The organism is Chitinophaga skermanii (genome assembly GCF_003259335.1).
GTDB classification, from domain to species: Bacteria; Bacteroidota; Bacteroidia; order Chitinophagales; family Chitinophagaceae; genus Chitinophaga; species Chitinophaga skermanii.
This window is the reverse complement of record NZ_QLLL01000005.1, coordinates 336,074-354,096: the sequence shown is the minus strand read 5'-3', so window position 1 is coordinate 354,096 and position 18,023 is coordinate 336,074. Positions and strand designations below refer to the sequence as shown.

General features: G+C 42.9%; 15 protein-coding genes. 3 read left to right on the top strand and 12 right to left on the bottom strand.

Going from position 1 to position 18,023, the window contains the following annotated elements:
• From mrdA to purD, 5 genes are all read right to left on the bottom strand, one after another.
• Nucleotides 1-1,944: a penicillin-binding protein 2 gene (gene mrdA / locus LX64_RS14740; protein WP_111598434.1), complete on the bottom strand. Its 1,944-nt coding sequence runs from the start codon at nt 1,942-1,944 to the stop codon at nt 1-3.
• Nucleotides 1,945-2,058: 114 nt separating this feature from the next.
• A complete protein-coding gene (locus LX64_RS14735; RefSeq protein WP_111598433.1) occupies nt 2,059-2,568 on the bottom strand; it encodes a rod shape-determining protein MreD in 510 nt (169 codons plus the stop codon).
• The gene (mreC, locus tag LX64_RS14730; RefSeq protein WP_158538631.1) at nt 2,568-3,461 is read right to left on the bottom strand and encodes a rod shape-determining protein MreC; all 894 of its coding nucleotides are present in this window, start codon (nt 3,459-3,461) and stop codon (nt 2,568-2,570) included. The genes LX64_RS14735 and mreC overlap by 1 nt, the downstream gene beginning before the upstream one ends.
• Before the next feature lie 74 nt (nt 3,462-3,535).
• On the bottom strand, nt 3,536-4,558 hold the full coding sequence (locus LX64_RS14725) for a rod shape-determining protein (RefSeq protein WP_111598431.1): 1,023 nt from the start codon (nt 4,556-4,558) through the stop codon (nt 3,536-3,538).
• Between the two features lie 261 nt (nt 4,559-4,819).
• Nucleotides 4,820-6,109, bottom strand: a complete 1,290-nt coding sequence (gene purD, locus LX64_RS14720; protein ID WP_111598430.1) for a phosphoribosylamine--glycine ligase — start codon at nt 6,107-6,109, stop codon at nt 4,820-4,822.
• Nucleotides 6,110-6,338: 229 nt separating this feature from the next.
• On the opposite strand from purD, the gene LX64_RS14715 reads away from it, so the two are divergent.
• The 3 genes from LX64_RS14715 to LX64_RS14705 all read left to right on the top strand — a co-directional run bounded on the left by LX64_RS14715 (nt 6,339) and on the right by LX64_RS14705 (nt 10,806).
• Nucleotides 6,339-8,066, top strand: coding sequence for a peptide MFS transporter (locus LX64_RS14715; RefSeq protein WP_111598429.1), 1,728 nt, complete (start codon nt 6,339-6,341; stop codon nt 8,064-8,066).
• 101 nt (nt 8,067-8,167) lie between these two features.
• The gene (locus LX64_RS14710; RefSeq protein ID WP_111598428.1) at nt 8,168-10,243 is read left to right on the top strand and encodes an OPT family oligopeptide transporter; all 2,076 of its coding nucleotides are present in this window, start codon (nt 8,168-8,170) and stop codon (nt 10,241-10,243) included.
• A gap of 65 nt (nt 10,244-10,308) precedes the next feature.
• On the top strand, nt 10,309-10,806 hold the full coding sequence (locus LX64_RS14705; RefSeq protein ID WP_148707328.1) for a hypothetical protein: 498 nt from the start codon (nt 10,309-10,311) through the stop codon (nt 10,804-10,806).
• On the opposite strand, the gene LX64_RS14700 is transcribed toward LX64_RS14705, so the two are convergent.
• The 7 genes from LX64_RS14700 to serS all read right to left on the bottom strand — a co-directional run bounded on the left by LX64_RS14700 (nt 10,792) and on the right by serS (nt 18,007).
• Nucleotides 10,792-12,000, bottom strand: coding sequence for a DUF1501 domain-containing protein (locus LX64_RS14700; protein WP_111598426.1), 1,209 nt, complete (start codon nt 11,998-12,000; stop codon nt 10,792-10,794). The genes LX64_RS14705 and LX64_RS14700 overlap by 15 nt on opposite strands.
• Before the next feature lie 29 nt (nt 12,001-12,029).
• The gene (locus tag LX64_RS14695) at nt 12,030-13,475 is read right to left on the bottom strand and encodes a DUF1800 domain-containing protein (RefSeq protein ID WP_111598425.1); all 1,446 of its coding nucleotides are present in this window, start codon (nt 13,473-13,475) and stop codon (nt 12,030-12,032) included.
• A gap of 70 nt (nt 13,476-13,545) precedes the next feature.
• Nucleotides 13,546-14,631, bottom strand: coding sequence for a HesA/MoeB/ThiF family protein (locus LX64_RS14690; protein WP_111598424.1), 1,086 nt, complete (start codon nt 14,629-14,631; stop codon nt 13,546-13,548).
• Nucleotides 14,615-15,715: a M48 family metallopeptidase gene (locus LX64_RS14685; RefSeq protein ID WP_111598423.1), complete on the bottom strand. Its 1,101-nt coding sequence runs from the start codon at nt 15,713-15,715 to the stop codon at nt 14,615-14,617. The genes LX64_RS14690 and LX64_RS14685 overlap by 17 nt, the downstream gene beginning before the upstream one ends.
• Nucleotides 15,716-15,721: 6 nt before the next feature.
• Complete coding sequence (locus LX64_RS14680; RefSeq protein WP_111598422.1) at nt 15,722-16,273, bottom strand: GNAT family N-acetyltransferase; 552 nt, start codon at nt 16,271-16,273, stop codon at nt 15,722-15,724.
• 91 nt (nt 16,274-16,364) lie between these two features.
• Complete coding sequence (locus LX64_RS14675; RefSeq protein ID WP_111598421.1) at nt 16,365-16,646, bottom strand: c-type cytochrome; 282 nt, start codon at nt 16,644-16,646, stop codon at nt 16,365-16,367.
• Nucleotides 16,647-16,735: 89 nt separating this feature from the next.
• On the bottom strand, nt 16,736-18,007 hold the full coding sequence (gene serS, locus LX64_RS14670) for a serine--tRNA ligase (protein WP_111598420.1): 1,272 nt from the start codon (nt 18,005-18,007) through the stop codon (nt 16,736-16,738).
• Between the last annotated feature and the right edge of the window lie 16 nt (nt 18,008-18,023).

The following is an 18,023-nucleotide window of genomic DNA, read 5'->3' as shown; positions in this document are numbered from 1 at the left end:
CTATTTGTCAGCTGGGTTTAAGTAGCGCTTCACACTATTATTTAAAGAATCAAGTTTCGATTTAGCTCGCATTTCTGCCGACATGGTAGGTGTTGCGATCATCCTATCCATGAGTGGTTTCCTTTTAGCCGAAATGGTATCGTTGATGTATTTCTCCATCATTAAGCTGGCAATTGGTGCTGCGTAAGTACCACCAAAACCTGCATTATCTACCACTACGGCAATAGCAATCTTCGGGTTATCGCGCGGTGCGAAGGCCACGAATACGGAGTGATCTTTTAATTGTACCACCTTATCCCCGATTCTTGCTTTGTTTTCGGCTGTACCTGTTTTACCACACACGATAATACCTTCGATTTGTGCTACCCTACCTGTACCATGTTCCACTACGTCTTGCATACCCATGATTACTGCTTTGAAGGCAGAATCTGAGGCGTGTGCTACCACGTGGCGAACGCTGTATTTGTTTAAAATCGTGTCTTTATCTGTTGCTCCATCGATGCTGTGTACGAAGTGCGGGATGAAGTACGAACCTCTATTGGCAATAATACACATGGCGTTTGCCATCTGCAACGGCGTAAAGTTCATCGCTCCTTGTCCCATACCTACATATACTTCCGAACAAGAGTTCCAAGCACCACGGTAGCGCCTGTTCATGTACGCCGAATCCGGGATCAAGCCTGGTTTTTCATTCGGAATATCTACACCTACCCTATGTCCAAAGCCCATGGCGTGCATGTATTCCGCCCATTTCTGTTGGCCGGCCTTCACACCACCCCATTTCGGCGCATCTACCGATAAGCGGTACAAGTGCATGAAGTAAGAGTTACAAGAGTGTGCCATCGCTACGCGCAAGCTGGAGGCGTGCCCCGGCTCGCTGTGCATACAACGAATACTTCTACCACAAGCCAAATAAGCCCCCCTACAAGGGTAACCATACGAAGGCGTAATCACTCCTTCGTCGAGGGCGATCAATGCCGACAATGGTTTCATGGCAGAACCCGGCACGTAATAAGCCTGGATACCACGGTTATATACTGGGTTGGTTGTATCTAATACTAGTTTGGCGAAGTTGCGGGCACGGTTCGAGCCACTAAGCAAGTTAGGATCGTACGTAGCACCACTCACCATCGCCAGGATACCACCTGTGCTTGGGTCGATAGCTACGATACTACCAATTTTACCTGTCATTAAGCGCTCCCCAAGACCTTGCAATTCGATGTCGAGTGCTAGGCGGAGGTTTCTACCGGCTATTGCGGCGGTATCATAAGCCCCGTTTTCGAGTGGACCTTGTGGACGGTTGTAGTTATCACGTACGAGGTATTGAATACCACGTTGCCCCATCAACACGCTTTCGTAAGTTTTTTCCAAGCCGGTTAACCCGATATAATCGCCACTTTGGTAAGAAGCATAAGCGCTATCCTTAAGCATAGCCGGGGAAATTTCACCGATATAGCCCAAAATGTTCGCTGCTGTACCGTAAGGGTAAGAGCGGACTGGGCGTAAGATAAGTTCAAAGCCTGGCTGGAAGAGGTACATATTTTCTTGCAACTGGCCGTATACTTCCGGTGGCAATAGCGATGCGAACACCGATTGGCGCACGGGACCGTTACGGTTAATAGCAAGACTGATACGCTTAACGAATTCGTCGCGATCGATATTTAATATTTTGCAGAGTTGTACAGTGTCGATGCCTTTAACGCTACGAGGAGTAACCACGAGGTCGTACATCGCATCATTGCGTAAGATACTTTTCCCTTTCCGATCGAAGATGATACCGCGGCTGGGGTATACTACTTTTTTCAATACAGCATTGGCATCGGCGAGTTTGGAGTATTGTTTATCGACGATTTGTAAGAAGAACAATCGTGTAATGATAATCGACACCATCGCGATGATGATGAATTGTATGACTCGCTTCCTGGGCTGATTGTAAACGGACATGGGCTAGATGCAGGCTTATTTACGAATTTATACAAATTAGTTGGCAGTTGGAACGTTGTACTTGGGCGAATTGTAGCAATAAATTTTAAGCGGCACTCGCCTTGGAACGTGATTTTATTTCCTTACGAAAAACAGTAGCTCGTATAATAATACGAGGAAAAGACTAACAGCCGTCGACAAAACGATCTTCAACAACAAGTACAGGGGATTGGCCCAACCGAAAGTAACGATGCTAAAGTAGATGATGTTGTGAATAGCCACGAGAATGGTTACATAGATCGCGAATTGCGATAGGCCCATACTAGTGATCGAAGGCGTTTTTTGCGTAACCTCGTAACCACCTTGCGGCGACAATACATTGATGATGAATGGTCGTAAATACGCAATGGCTACACAAGCGGCGGCGTGCATCCCCATGGTGTCCATGAACATATCGAGCGTGAGGCCGAGCAAAAGACCGAGTAATTGCAGGGCTGGGCGGGGTATGTTAAGGGGCAAGAGGAGGATAAACAGCATGTATATATAAGGGCTCACCAGTTGGTGAATAAGTATATTATTGAGTACACATACTTGCACCAAGATGAGTAAAATAAAGCGGATGATATTTTTTAAGAGAACGCTCATTATTTAATAACCTTCTTAGTTGAATCCTCTAGTTTCAATTGTTCTGCTTCCAATAAGTTTTCGATCACGTATACGTGTTGTAGGTTGCTGAAATTAGTAGCATACCTTAAGCGGATACTGATAGAGGTTTTGGATTTATCGGCGATATAGAAAGTATCTACGATACCTACCATAATATCTTTCGGGAAGGAGCCGTAGCCACTTGTTAAGACGGTGTCGCCTCTTTTAAGTTTTGCCGATTTGGGTACATCTTCCATGATACCTTCTTCGATATCGTGCGCGTCCCAGTAAACGGTACCTGTTTCACCGCCATTTTTGAGGCGAGCGCTGATACCGAATGATTTTTCGGCTTTTAATTTGGAAAGGAAGGAAAGGATAACAGCGTAGTTATCGCTTACACTGCGTACCATTCCAACAACACCAGATGGCCCGATAACGCCCATGTTAGGTTGAATACCTTGGTTACGGCCACGGTGGATGGTAATGTAATTCACTTCTTGGTTAACAGAAGCACGAATCACCTTTGCTTCGCGGTATAGCCAGCGGCGTGGTTGCGAAGTAATGAGTTTATGGGTCGAATCCTCACTATACGTTTTAATAGTGTCGGTTTTAATGGTATTGGTGGTATCCTTGAAATCGAAACTATCGCGAAGTTCGTTGTGAAGGCGCGTATTTTCAGCTACCAAAGAATCGTTAGTAGCTTTTAGGTGGAAGTAATACTGTACATCATTGTATTGCGTGTACAATTTTCCACTAATGGCGTTTGCGGAGTTAAGATAAGCGGTATGCTGGAAATTGTTGTTGCGTAATATGAAGATTATGCAAATCACTTCCAGCAGTAGAAATAGGAAAAAGTTGAAATACCGCCGTAAGAAAATGATGAGATTACGCACTTGGACTTTTTCGGTTTTACCAAATCCCGCGCAATTCGTGATTACGCGGGATTAGGAGATATGTTTTGAGTATGTTATTGCATCAAAAATGGATACTTACCAATATGCTTAAGCGCAATACCAGTACCACGTACTACAGCACGCAATGGGTCGTCTGCTACATGAACCGGTAACTTAATTTTTTGTGATAAGCGTTTGTCCAAACCTCTCAACAATGCACCACCACCTGTAAGGTATAAACCACGACGGTAGATGTCCGCAGCTAATTCTGGTGGCGTTGTTTCCAAGGCTTTCAAAATGGCTTCTTCAATTTTGAAAATGGATTTATCCAATGCTTCCGCAATCTCTTGGTAAGATACCATGATCTGCTTTGGAATACCCGTTACCAAGTCACGACCATTTACAGCCACGTCTTCTGGTGGGTTTTCCAACTCTTTCAAAGCGGAACCGATTTGGATTTTGATTTGCTCAGCGGTTCTTTCACCGATCAACAAGCTATGGTAACGACGAAGCGCTTCCATAATGTCGGCAGTGAACTCGTCACCGGCAATACGTATACTTTGATCGCACACGATACCTGCCAAAGCAATAACCGAAATACCGGTGGTACCACCCCCGATATCGATAATCATGTTACCAACAGGTTCTTCCACATCGATACCGATACCCAAGGCTGCTGCCATAGGTTCGTGGATGAGGTATACCTCTTTGGCGCCGGCTTGCTCTGCAGAGTCGCGTACAGCACGTTTTTCTACTTCAGTAATACTTGAAGGGATACAAATGACCATCCTCCAGCTAGGTGCAAACAGTGGCTTCTTGGGATAAACCATTTTGATTAATTCCCTTAACATCCCCTCTGCCGCGTTAAAGTCGGCGATCACACCGTCTTTCAAAGGACGGATCGTACGCAAATACTCATGCGTTTTCTCGTGCATCATCATAGCCTTTTTCCCTACAGCCACAATTTTTCCGCTGGCTCTCTCGATGGCTACAATGGAGGGTTCGTCAACAACTACTTGATCATTGTGAATGATCAAGGTATTTGCTGTACCCAGGTCTATCGCTATTTCTTGTGTTAAAAAATTAAAGAAGCCCATTGTTTGATACGGTCAATAAATATTAGAATGCAAAAATGAATAATTCCAACGAATATAAGGAGTAAAACCTAGATGTAATACTTTAATTTTTATACATCCAGCGTATGTTTTACTACTTGTTTAAAAGGGAAGAACGCCACAGGTAACAATTAATTGTATTGCTCTTCGAAATTCTTTACTGGCGGCCCATGGCACAGATCATACACTCTCAACATTATCACATGTTGTGCCTAGGCACTTTTTATTATTTAGTTGTAACAGTTAGTTGCTGGCAACAAATTCGAAACCGATATCTTTTCTAAAGTATTTCCCTTCGAAAGAAATTTGGGCGGCAGATTGTTTAGATAGCGTTAACGCTTCCTGCAAATCGCTTGCCAAAGATGTAACAGCGATCACGCGGCCACCATTGGTAACAATTTCATCGCCTGCAGCCTTCGTACCGGCATGGAAAATTATTTGTTGATCGTTATTAGCCGGGATATTAGTAATGGCCTTCCCTTTTTCATAAGCTTCGGGATAACCTCCGGAAACCAACACTACCGTAGCAGCTGCACGGGGGTCCTCTTGAATGGTCTCATGCTCTAAAGTACCATTGGCAACGGCTTGTAACAGTTGTAATAAATCGTTCTGTAAGCGCGGCATTACTACTTCTGTTTCTGGATCGCCCATACGACAGTTATACTCAATCACGTATGGCTCACCATCAACTTTAATCAATCCTACGAATATAAAACCTTTATAGTTAATATTCTCACGCTTTAATCCCGCTACAGTAGGACGCACAATGCGCTCATCAACCTTTTGCATAAACGCAGCATCAGCAAATGGAACCGGGGAAATAGCTCCCATGCCGCCTGTATTCAGGCCGGTATCGCCTTCACCGATACGCTTATAGTCTTTTGCAGTTGGTAAAATTTTATAAGATGTGCCATCTGTTAACACAAAAACAGAACATTCTATACCCGTGAGGAATTGCTCCACTACTACTTTCTTACTAGCGTCTCCAAATTTAGCATCTTTAATCATTTGTGCAAACTCTTGTTGCGCTTCTTCATGACTAACGGCAATAACCACACCCTTCCCAGCTGCAAGGCCATCGGCTTTCAGTACAATGGGTAAGGCATGTTGCGCTAAATATGCTTGACCTTCTGCGTAATTGGATTCGTTGAATTCTTGATAAGCGGCGGTAGGAATGTTATGACGCATCATGAACTGCTTCGCAAATGCTTTACTACCCTCTAATTGAGCCCCTTCTTTAGAAGGCCCGATTACCGGGATATGTTGCAACGAAGCATCTTGTTGGAAATAGTCGTAAATCCCGTTCACCAAAGGATCTTCAGGACCAACAACCACCATATCAATTTTATTTTCTATAGAAAAAGTTTTAATTGCGTCGAAATCATTCACACCAATATGGCTCACAACCGTACCACATTGCGCAATACCAGGGTTGCCGGGAGCTATAAATAATTGCGAACAAAGCGCACTTTGCGAAATCTTAAGGGCCAACGCATGCTCGCGGCCACCACTTCCTAACAATAAAACTTTCATAATTAACTGATATGTAGCAAAACAGGCAAGCACCGCACCCGAAAGTGCCGCTAAAACGCTTCTTTACCCGTAAATAATTTTTTTGCAAAGAAAGGCCAAAAAAAGGCAATTACTGTAGTTTTTTTATGCAGATTCGCAGATTTATTTATCTTTCACCCTTAATAGTTACACCAAAACTAAAAATAATTGTCGTTTACAAACTAAAACTGCTTTACTAAACTAACCATTTATGAATGTAGAAGCTAAGTCATCGGGGCACCCGAAAGGACTCTATGTGTTGTTTGCCACAGAAATGTGGGAGCGCTTTAACTACTACGGCATGAGGGCTATCCTCATCCTGTTTATGACTAAAGCCTTGCTGTTCGATAAAGCCTTTGCCTCGAACCTATACGGAAGTTATACAAGCTTAGTTTATTTAACACCACTGATTGGTGGTTTCGTAGCCGATCGCTACTGGGGTAATAGGAAATCTATCATTGTCGGCGGCCTATTAATGGCCCTGGGTGAATTCCTCCTCTTTGGTTGTGCATCTATCTACCAAACTATGCCGGGTATCTCTACCTTCCTCTTCTTCTCCGGTCTCGGCTTCATGATTGCCGGTAACGGTTTCTTCAAACCAAATATCTCTTCAATGGTAGGCCAGCTCTACCCCGAAGGCGATAGAAGAATTGATGCCGCCTATACCATTTTCTACATGGGTATCAACGTAGGTGGTGCACTCGGCCCCGCTATTTGTGGCGCCTTGGGCGAATCTAACGATCCTTCCGATTTTAAATGGTCTTTCCTCGCTGCCGGTATCGCTATGCTATTGAGCGTAGTAGTATTCAGATGGTTGAAAGATTATTATATCCGCAGACCAGATGGTACGCCATTAGGTATGGCTCCAATTAATGAAGAAGGTAAGCCGGCCGACAAATCTATGGCGCCGGGCTTAGTGTACCTTTCATTACTGATCTTCTCTGGTGCTATGATTGGCATGTTGTACCTCGACACAAAGGTGAGTTATTTAACTTACTTGTTGATTGCAGCTGTATTGTTCATCGCTTTCATCATCTTCAACGATAAAACTTTAACGGTGATTGAAAAGAAGAAAATCGCCGTGATTTTCATTCTTGCCTTCTTCGTAGTGTTCTTCTGGTCGGCCTTCGAACAAGCAGGTGCCTCACTTACCTTCTTCGCCGATGAGCAAACTAACAGGGAATTAAACTGGAATATCCCATCATGGTCGATTATTGCTATTACGGTAGCTTTATTGGCTTTGATCGCTCGTTTGATCCAGAAAGTAAACATCAACTTGAAAAATGACCCGCCAAGCGTACGTTACGTATTAAGCGCATTGTTAGCAGCGGGTGGTTTATACTTGGTGTATTGGAACGTGAATTACTTCTTAATTGAAGGTAACAGCAGCACAGTATTGAAAGAAGTACCTGCTAGTGCATTCCAATCATTGAACTCCATTTTCGTAGTAACCTTCGCTCCACTCTTTGCCGTTTTATGGTTGAAAATGGGTAAATACGAGCCTTCTTCTCCTACCAAAATGGCAATCGGCTTGTTCTTCTTGTCATTAGGTTATTTATGGATTGCTTACGGTGTGAATGGTGTTCAACCAGGTACCAAAGTAACGATGATGTTCTTAATCGGTATGTACGCCTTGCACACTTGGGGTGAATTGTGTTTATCGCCCATCGGTTTGGCCTTGGTAAACAAATTAGCACCTGCGAAATTCGCTTCATTGCTCATGGCCGTTTGGTTCTTGGCCAATGCCGCGGCGAATAAGTTGGCGGGCGTATTGAGTGCACTTTATCCCGATGGCGGTAAAACAACCGTATTCCTCGGTTACGAAATGACCAACTTGTACGAATTCTTCATGTTGTTCGTAGTAATGTCGGGTGTAGCATCTGGTATTTTGTTCTTGATAACTAAGCAATTACAAAAATTAATGAACGCATCTAACTAATACTAGTTAGCCAACGATATAAAAAGGAGTTGAATACGTTCAACTCCTTTTTTCGTTTATCTTTAAGCCTTCAACTTTAACCTTACAACAATTCAACCTCTATGGCAGAAAAACAATTCAAACCATATGTTGCACCGGAAGAGAACGTTAAGGAGCTCACCCTAAAATCAATCATATTGGGGTGCGTCTTCGGTATCATCTTTGGTGCCGCTACGGTATATCTCGCACTGAAAGCGGGTTTAACAGTATCTGCGTCTATTCCCATTGCTGTTATCGCCATTACACTGGGTCGTAAATTCTTCAAAACGACCATCTTAGAAAACAACATTATTCAAACAACAGGCTCTGCGGGCGAATCCATCGCGGCAGGCGTGGTGTTTACCTTACCGGGGTTCCTATTCCTCTCCATCGGTGCAGATGGTAAAAGTGCAGGCGAGGAATATTTCACTTATATCACCATCCTAGTACTCGCTATTTTCGGTGGTATCTTAGGAACCTTAATGATGATCCCGCTGAGGCGATCGCTCATTGTAAAAGAACATGATACCCTGCCTTATCCAGAAGGTACTGCCTGTGGTGCCGTATTAAAAGCGGGTGAAAAAGGCGGCGATTTTGCCAAAACAGCCTTCCTAGGCTTAGGCGTAGCTTTCTTATACGCGATCCTTCAAAAGGTTTTCCACATTATTGCGGAAGCCCCTACCTTCCTAGCTAGCCAAAAAAATAAATACTTCCCTTCTGCCAAAGTAAGCGGTGAAATCACCCCTGAATACTTAGGTGTGGGCTATATTATCGGTCCCCGCATCTCTGGCGTACTCGTTGCCGGTGGTGTAATGGCTTGGTTAGCATTCATTCCTTTATTAGCATTCTTAGTACCGGCAGAAACCATTGCCTTCCAATTGGCTAAACTCGGTATGCTAGGCGATATTACTAAAGCTGGCGGCCCTGGTGGTTGGGACCCCGTAACGAAAACATTCGGTGACTATTCTGTTGCTATCTACCAAGCCTATGTAAAACAAATTGGTGCGGGCGCTGTAGCAGCAGGTGGGTTCATTACGCTGATTAAAACAATCCCTACCATTGTTTCATCATTTAAAGCCAGCTTAGGCAGCTTAAAAGATGGAAAAGGTGAGGAAGCTGTACCTCGTACAGAAAAGGATCTATCCTTGAAAATTGTAGGTATTGGTAGCTTAGTGTTGATTGTTTTGATGGCATTGTTGCCACAAATACCAGGTGATAGCATACTCGACAAGTTGCTGATCGGGGTATTAGTAGTAGTTTTCGGTGCGTTTTTCGTAACCGTTTCCAGCCGTATTGTTGGCTTAATTGGTTCTAGTAACAACCCTATTTCAGGTATGACCATTGCCACTATTATGGGTACCTGTTTGATTTTCATTGCTATAGGTTGGACAGGCCAAATTTACCAACCCATGGCGCTTGTAGTAGGCGGTATTATTTGTATTGCTTCTGCCAACGCAGGTGCTACCTCACAAGATTTAAAAAGTGGTTACATAGTAGGCGCCACTCCACGTAATCAACAAATTGCATTGTTAATTGGTGCTGTTGTTTCTTCAATCGTTATCGGTTATACTGTACACATCTTAGATACACCAACGCGCGAAATGCAAGCTGCCGGTATCCAACACGCTATAGGTACAGATAAACTATCTGCTCCCCAAGCAACCCTTATGGCTACATTGATTAAAGGTATCCTGAAAGGCGATCTCGATTGGCAGTTTGTGATGGTGGGTGTATTCATTTCTATCACGATGGAGCTATGTGGTATTAAATCACTTTCTTTCGCCGTAGGTGCTTATCTTCCATTGTCTACAACCTTACCAATTGCTATTGGTGGTGGTATTCGTGGATTAGTAGATTGGAAACAGAAGAGATCAGGTGTAAAATTATCTGCTGAAGATGAAGAACTGGGTAAAGGCAACCTATTTGCCACCGGGTTAGTAGCTGGAGGTGCCGTTGCCGGCGTAATTGTAGCCATATTATCTGTAAATGAAACCGTCACCGAAAAGCTGGCAAAAATCAATGCAGAGCACGGTTTAAGTCAAATGCTTGGAAATGGCGGCTACCAAATACTAGGCGTGGTGTTCTTTGCGTTAATGGGGTATATTTTATACCGCATTGGTCGCCAAAGATCAACTACCATTGCTGAACTCGAAAAATAATCGCAACTTACAATACAACCGGCTGTGTTTAACAACCGCAGCCGGTTTTTTAATATCCCTTAGTTATGAAGTACATTGCTCTATGCCTCTCTATGCTATTGCTATTTACAGCATGCAAGAAAGAAAATAATGGTACAACGGTGGTTACCCGTACCTTCGTTTCCTTCAAGTTAGATGGAGTTATTTACATATGTGATAGCACAAAAAGCGTTTCCCTCAATCAAAACAACGATCAAACGCTTAGTATCATCGCATCTTCACAATACGGTGATATTGTAACCCTGAACCTTCAAAGCCCCACTACGCAATTCTTGCCGGGCACTTACCTCAATACTAATAGTAACGAGTTCAAAATCATTACCGTTCCATACTACCGCACTTTCGGTGCAAATGCCAATGCCGGCAATTTCCACTACACGATCATTAAATCTAAAAACACTGAAATTGAAGCCACTTTCAGCGGTACCGTGGAAGATTTCCAAACAGGCTCGCCTGCTGTTGTAAAAGATGGCTTCTTTAGGGTTTATTTTGAAACCGTAGCCGGTAACCTAAATGAACTGTAGATAATCGTATTCATGCTCCAACACCGCGCGATCATCTGCTCCTAGCCATTTCTTTAATATGGTGGCATATACGCTTTTGAAATCTACCTTGTACTGTAAATCTCCTTCCAATAAGTTCGATAAATCCGGGCCCGGGTTCAATATCCCTTTTTCCTTCAAGGCACCACTAATAAAAAACATATTATTCGCAGTACCATGATCGGTGCCACCACTGGCATTCTGCCCCACTCTTCGCCCAAACTCCGAGAAAGTCATCACCAACACGTCTTCAAACCGCCCATTATTCTTCAAATCCTTCACCAAGGCAGCTATACCTTCGTTTAACTGCGTAAACAACCTACTTTGCTGGTCTTGCTGGTTCACATGCGTATCAAAACTACCGTGCGACACATAATACACGCTGGTATTAATATCCGTCATGATAAGGTTCGCAATAGTTTTCAAGCTCTTGCCAAGCGTAGTGTTTGGATAAGTTTCCTTGGTTTGATAGGTTTTATATTGACTTTGAATGTAATTAGCCGACGACATGGTTTCTGCCATCGTTTTATACAAATAGTCTACATTCTCGTGTTCATGGTTATGATCATCCTGGTGGTTCTTCAGCAATGAAGCAAAGTATTTATCATTGCTCGTACTGTACAAACGCTGGGGATCTGTAAATGCCAATCCTTTCACCTGTTTGCCTTTAAGGGCAAGACTCAATGTATCATCAATTTCCAGCGCTTGCGTTGGCTTATCGCATCCTTTACATTGTGCATCTAAATACCGCCCCAACCAGCCTGTACGCCAGTATTCGCCGGCATCACTAGCTGTTTGCCATATATCCATCGAACGGAAATGAGAGCGGTCGGGGTTCGGGTATCCTACATTATTCAATACGCCTAGGTAACCTTCATCATACAAACTTTTAAAGCTGCTAAGTGAAGGATGTATACCCAATTCATCGTTCAGTTCTAATACACTATCGCGTTTAATACTGAGGTTAGGACGAAGCTTATAATAAATATCATTGCGATACGGGATGACCGTATTCAACCCATCATTACCACCCGAAAGCTGTATCACCACCAACGCCTTATTGCCTGGTGGCACCAGTTGCCCTTTTTCGAAAGCCTTTAAGAACTTCGGCAATAACATCGATGCCGATGCTAAAGAACCTACTTGTAAAAAACGTCGCCTATTGATGATAAACATGATCTTACAATTTAGAAATACAAATACTACTAGCAAAGCTGGTAAGCGGGCGTACTCATTATGTTGACGGTCACTGTACGAATAAAGTTTTCCCGGGAACTCTTATCCGCAAATTGCTCGTACGACGAAGTGGGTTGTTTATTATTCACCCCTAACAAATCGGCTGCAATCCTTGCTGCCAACTGTTCCCTTGGTATGTTTTCATACTGTGCTATATATTGTTCCCATTGAATAGTAGCTTTTACTTTATTACCATATTGCTTGGCTAAATACTTATTCAATTCAGCCGTTACCTTGTAATTATTTCCCTCTCCCATTTCGGGCGTTACTTCCTTTGGAACAATATTGAATGGTTGTGAATAGAAGATGATTTGTGGCACGCGCATGCGGAACATTAAACTGGAAGAATCAATCCAGCTACGCCCCCCGGGCCATCCTGCCACGTTGGGGGGATAGAATAAAAGTTGGCCTAGCACACGTTCGAACAACAACATCACGTCTTCGTTCTCGAACTGCATGGGTACACGCTTACGCAAGCCTACTAATAATTCTACCGGCGATTTAATATGCGATCCCATATTGCTTGCATCATAGAACCAATCGGCCTCGAACATGGCTTTCATCAGCGTTTTGATGTTGTAATTAGAACGGTAGAATATATCGGCCAATGCTTGAATATGCGCATCATGGGGTACATCATTCACGAAGAAAGCGTATAACTTTTTCGTGATGTAAGTAGCCGTGGCACGGTGTTCTAGTAATATTTTCAACACATCATCTCCATCGAAATTGCCACGCTTACCCAGTAACGTTTTTTCATCTTCATCATGTAAGCGTTCACGGAATTGGAATTCTCCTAATTCATTAAAGCCCCAACCGGTAAAGCTTCTCGCCGCTTCTTTTACATCTTGTTCCGAGTAATTGCCGCGCCCCATGGTGAATAACTCCATCACCTCGCGGGCGAAATTTTCATTGGGATGCGCTTTGCGGTTTTGTTGATTATTGAGGAATTGAAGCATGGCAGCACTTTTCGATACAGCCGTTAACAGCTCGCCGAAATTGCCTAATGCGTTTTCTCGTATAATTTGAAGTAGTTGCTGGTTGTATAATACGTTCTGTGTTCTACAAGCAAAGTGGCCATGCCAGAATAAGGCCATCTTTTCGCGGAGAGGATGTTCAGAGTTTACCATGGCCGACAGCCATTGTACGTTGAGTTGCTTAATACCGTCGATATTGAGTTTCCTCGCTGCCTTTCGTTCTTCCGCACTCATATCTTTTGCACGCTTATATGCAGGAATACCCGGTAATGAAATAACCGTAATGGGTGGTAGTTCGTTTTGCTTACCTATCAATATTTGATCTATCAACTTCTTTCGCTTCATCGACTGCCAAGTTTGAATGGTTTGCATTTGCTCTCCAAACCCGGCTCGCCAAGCGAGATGTTGTAGCTCAACGACCTGTTTTTCGGTGGTCATAGGCGTGTATTTTTGGATTAGACGGAATGGTTTTAATAAAGTTTAAAACCATTCCAATCTTTATACCAAATTAATATTGCCGCATAGCCGGGTCAATTTTATTGGCCCAAGCATGAATACCACCCGTTACATTATACACATCTTTATAGCCTTCATCGACTAAGAAGTTTGCTACGGAGCGACTTCTCATCCCGTGATGACAAATCAACACCACCGGCTGAAACTTGTCGATCTCGCCCAAATGGCGAGGAACCGTATTCATGGGAATTAATTTCGAGTCGTTAATATGACAAATATCCCATTCCACCTCTTCACGCACATCAATCAATTGAAAAGGTCTATCTTCTTCGAACCATTGGTTCAAGGTTTCTACATTTATTTCTTGTACACGCATTGCTTCGCAAACACTTTGTTGATAATCTTTCTGTAATGTTTTTATTTGATGGTTTTCTTCAATGGATGTATAGTTGAACATTTGCTGGTCATTCGTAAGTGTTTGGATGATCATCAATTTGTTCGCCAATACTTCTCCAATACCACATAAAATCTTAATGGCTTCGTTCGCTTGGTAACAGCCCACAATCCCTGGCAAAATCCCCAATACGCCCATATCACTGCAATTCAACATTTCCCCTTCCATCGGAGGTTCTGGGTATAAACAACGGTATGTAGCACTACCATTGTAGTTGAATACGCTCACTTGCCCTTCAAACTGGTATATTGCACCATATACAAAGGGCTTATTCAATATTACGCATGCATCGTTTACAAGGTAACGCGTACCGAAGTTATCCGAACAATCAATCACTACATCATAAGGACGAATAACATCCAGCGCATTTTCCGGTGTAATATAGGCATGGTATGTTTCTACTTCAACTAACTCGTTTAAAGCCTTTAGTTTTTTGTACGCTACGTCCGTTTTAGGTAAATCCTTATCTTCAGTCGTGTACAATATTTGTCGATGTATATTTGACACATCAACTGTATCCATATCAATAATCCCAATCTTCCCAATTCCCATCCCCACCAAGTATTGCATCACAGGTACACCCAATCCTCCTGCACCAATCACCAATGCACTACCTTTCGAAAGCAATGCTTGTTTCTCCGGGCCAAATCCCGCTAAGCGTGTTTGTCTAGTGTATCTCTCCATTTCCAGTAGTTTTTATCTCTTTCCAAATGCTATCCATCTTTTCCAAACGATCTTCGTGCTTCGGGAACTGGTATTCCATCTGCGCTTCCACGTTGGAAATTCTATTTTCTAAATTAGGATGACTGCTTAACCATTCCGATGGCGCTTGCTGCCCTGCTCCTTTTAATGTTTTAAATAAATCGATGAACCCGCGTAATGGGATACCCCGCTCATTCAATTCCTCCATCCCGTTATCATCCGCCTCCGTTTCCAACTTGCGAGAATATTGTAACGATTTCAACGTTTTCGCATTCTCCACCAACACAGCCGCAATACCATCCAAACTACCGAACAAAGAACTGATAAGAATATAAGTGCCGGTACTACGCAAAAAAGTACGTGTTGTATGTCGCAATTCTATATGACTGAATTCGTGGGAAAGCAATGCTGCTAGCTCGTCTCCGCTGTTCATTTTATCGAGTAGTTTTGAATATACAACAATATGTCCACCCGGTAAAGCAAAAGCGTTTAAAATAGTGTCCTTCACCACTGTAATTTGAATAGGATATACACTATTCACATCCATCGTTTTCCAGAAATCGTTTACCAGCTTTGTTCTCGACGAGTCGATGGTAAACTCTTTTGCCATTACGTTATAAGAATTGTTACCCAATTCTATTTCCCAATCCTTTGGAATATTGTTCAATACTAGGTTTGCGAGAAATGGAACAATGAAAAAATAGGCTACTACCAACAACCCAATTAGCGCCGAGCACATCACCAACCAAGCTTTCATGGTGTATGGAAGATGCTTCCGCATGAAAGTCAGCTTGTTCTTTTTCTTCCATGCAGCAAAAAACAGGTCGTTAAACACCATCGATTGCACAACTAAGTGCTGTGCAGGATAGCCTTTATAACGAAGCTCTATAGACCCTACCGATTCTTTTACGACTTCTATATTATCCCAAAACCAATAAACATGCAGTTCTTCGCCGTGTGTACCGGTTAATTGAATATCCAATTTATCGCTTAAAATGGCTACGTCGGCGGGTTTAGGAGCACTATCTTTGGGGGAAATATATTGTGCTTTTGTTGTAAAACTCATAGGTTATTAGTTAGGTTTGGCGTGAATGATTTTAGACATGATCAATATATCGGCATAATCGCCATTCACTTGTTTGATGGCTTGCGGTACTTTACCATTGATCTCAAAGCCAAAATGATGATATAAATAAATTGCTTTTTCGTTGTTGGCAAGCACTTCAAATGTGATAATTTCTATGTGAGGGTTCGATTCTGCCCAGCGCAGCATGGCTGTCATCAACCGTCTTCCCACACCCATACTTTGAAAAGGTTTCCTCACAAAAATCCCCAAATCTGCCAAGTGTGCCTGTTTCTGCACACTTCTCCGCTTTAAAGAAACACCACCGATGATGTCATCTTCTACTTCAGCTACTAAGTACAAATGCCTTGTGCTATTGGTAAAAGGACGAATAAACTCCTCTTCCATGGCAAGCTGGATGCTTTGGGATTCGCTACTCGTAAGTAACAACATATCGGTTTCACTTACTGCCTTTTGGTAACTAGCCAATAAAGCCGGGGCATCCGCCATGGTTAATGGCCGGATGGTAAGCGCCTGTCCTGTTGGTAAATACTGTAACATACTACAAATTTAAAGGTCCATTTCCGGGTATACAACAAAAAAAAGAGCGACCCAAATGGATCGCTCGAAAAGTAATTATGGCAAAAGAATTTTACGATTTTGCGTATTGCTGAACAAAGGTCAGCACGGCTGCTTTTTGATCTGCGTTGAGCCTTGCTTTAGGCGCCATCCTGTCGATCACCTTTACCCATTTATCTGCAGAGCGTGTTTCTGGTAATTTGTAACCATGGCAACGACCGCATTTGTCCATGAATAGGGTTTTCCCTTCAGAGTCGGCGTATTTTGCAAATTTCTCGCTACTAGATGCTCCCGATTTAGGCGAACAGCTATAAATCAAAAGCGCCATCACAGCTAATAGACCTAATGTTTTCATAATTGCATTGTGTTTTTCGTGACCAGTAAAAAACCTACTCCAAAGTAAGATTTTTTATGATAAAAAAATGCAATTCATAAACATTTCATCTACGCAATCTCTTCTGCACCAAAATATGTATGCAATACCGCCGGTAACTTAATACCAGTAGCTGTTTGGTTGTTTTCCAACAAACAAGCCACAATACGCGGCAATGCCAATGAACTACCATTCAATGAATGGAGCAATTGTGCTTTTTCTTGTCCTTCTTTGAAACGCGCTTTTAAACGGTTTGTTTGGAAGCTTTCGAAGTTAGATACAGAGCTTACCTCTAACCATTTCTCTTGCGCTGCACTGTAAATCTCGAAATCGTATGTTAAGGCCGATGCAAAGCTCATATCGCCACCACACAATCTTAAAATACGGTACGGAAGTTCTAACGACTGTACCAATTTCTCTACGTGTGCTACCATCTCGTCTAACACTTCGTAGCTTTTATTAGGATGAACCAATTGTACAAGCTCCACCTTTTCAAACTGGTGCAAACGGTTCAAACCGCGTACATCTTTACCGTATGATCCTGCTTCGCGGCGGAAACAAGGCGTGTAAGCCGTCATCTTTATAGGTAAATCTGTATCCTTCAATATCTCGTCGCGGTAAAGGTTGGTTAACGGTACTTCTGAAGTTGGAATCAAGTAGAACTTGTCTTCCGTTACATGGTACATTTGTCCTTCTTTATCGGGCAATTGACCGGTACCGTATGCAGAATCTTCATTCACGAGATGCGGCACGTTCATTTCTGTGTAACCGGCATCAATATTGAAATCGAGGAAATAGCTTACTAATGCGCGTTGTAAACGTGCGCCTTTGTTTTTATAAACAGGGAAACCACTACCCGTTAATTTATTACCGAGTTCGAAATCGATTAAATCGTATTTCTTTGTTAAATCCCAATGCGGTACTGCCCCTTCGTATAAAGTTGGCAAGTCACCACCAGAACGAACCACCTCGTTATCTTCCGGTGTTCTACCGGCAGGAACAAGTTTAGATGGCAAGTTCGGAAGCAAAATCAAAGCATCGTGTAGCGCTTTTTCTGTTGCTTTCAGTTGTTCATCAATTGGTTGCAGGCGCGCATTCAGCGACGATACAGTCGACTTACGATTTTCAGCTTCTTCTTTCTGGCCTTGCGCCATCAATTTGCCAATCTCTTTGGAGAGCGCATTGGCTTGTGCTTTCGTTTCGTCGTATTCTACTGTCAACTTTTTACGCGAATCGTCTAACGCTATGATCTCATCCACGAGATGCAATTCTTTGAATTGCTTTAGCGCCAGGCGTTCTAACACTTCTTCTTTGTGTTGACGAATAAACTGTACCTGTAACATGTAATTGAATTTGTTT

Coding starts and splice junctions, on each gene's coding strand:
- LX64_RS14690 (WP_111598424.1), bottom strand. CDS start 14,631: ATGGAGAGATACACTAGACAAACACGCTTAGCGGGATTTGGCCCGGAG.
- LX64_RS14705 (WP_148707328.1), top strand. CDS start 10,309: ATGAAGTACATTGCTCTATGCCTCTCTATGCTATTGCTATTTACAGCA.
- mrdA (WP_111598434.1), bottom strand. CDS start 1,944: ATGTCCGTTTACAATCAGCCCAGGAAGCGAGTCATACAATTCATCATC.
- purD (WP_111598430.1), bottom strand. CDS start 6,109: ATGAAAGTTTTATTGTTAGGAAGTGGTGGCCGCGAGCATGCGTTGGCC.
- serS (WP_111598420.1), bottom strand. CDS start 18,007: ATGTTACAGGTACAGTTTATTCGTCAACACAAAGAAGAAGTGTTAGAA.
- LX64_RS14700 (WP_111598426.1), bottom strand. CDS start 12,000: ATGTTTATCATCAATAGGCGACGTTTTTTACAAGTAGGTTCTTTAGCA.
- LX64_RS14675 (WP_111598421.1), bottom strand. CDS start 16,646: ATGAAAACATTAGGTCTATTAGCTGTGATGGCGCTTTTGATTTATAGC.
- LX64_RS14725 (WP_111598431.1), bottom strand. CDS start 4,558: ATGGGCTTCTTTAATTTTTTAACACAAGAAATAGCGATAGACCTGGGT.
- LX64_RS14710 (WP_111598428.1), top strand. CDS start 8,168: ATGGCAGAAAAACAATTCAAACCATATGTTGCACCGGAAGAGAACGTT.
- LX64_RS14695 (WP_111598425.1), bottom strand. CDS start 13,475: ATGACCACCGAAAAACAGGTCGTTGAGCTACAACATCTCGCTTGGCGA.
- LX64_RS14680 (WP_111598422.1), bottom strand. CDS start 16,273: ATGTTACAGTATTTACCAACAGGACAGGCGCTTACCATCCGGCCATTA.
- LX64_RS14685 (WP_111598423.1), bottom strand. CDS start 15,715: ATGAGTTTTACAACAAAAGCACAATATATTTCCCCCAAAGATAGTGCT.
- LX64_RS14735 (WP_111598433.1), bottom strand. CDS start 2,568: ATGAGCGTTCTCTTAAAAAATATCATCCGCTTTATTTTACTCATCTTG.
- LX64_RS14715 (WP_111598429.1), top strand. CDS start 6,339: ATGAATGTAGAAGCTAAGTCATCGGGGCACCCGAAAGGACTCTATGTG.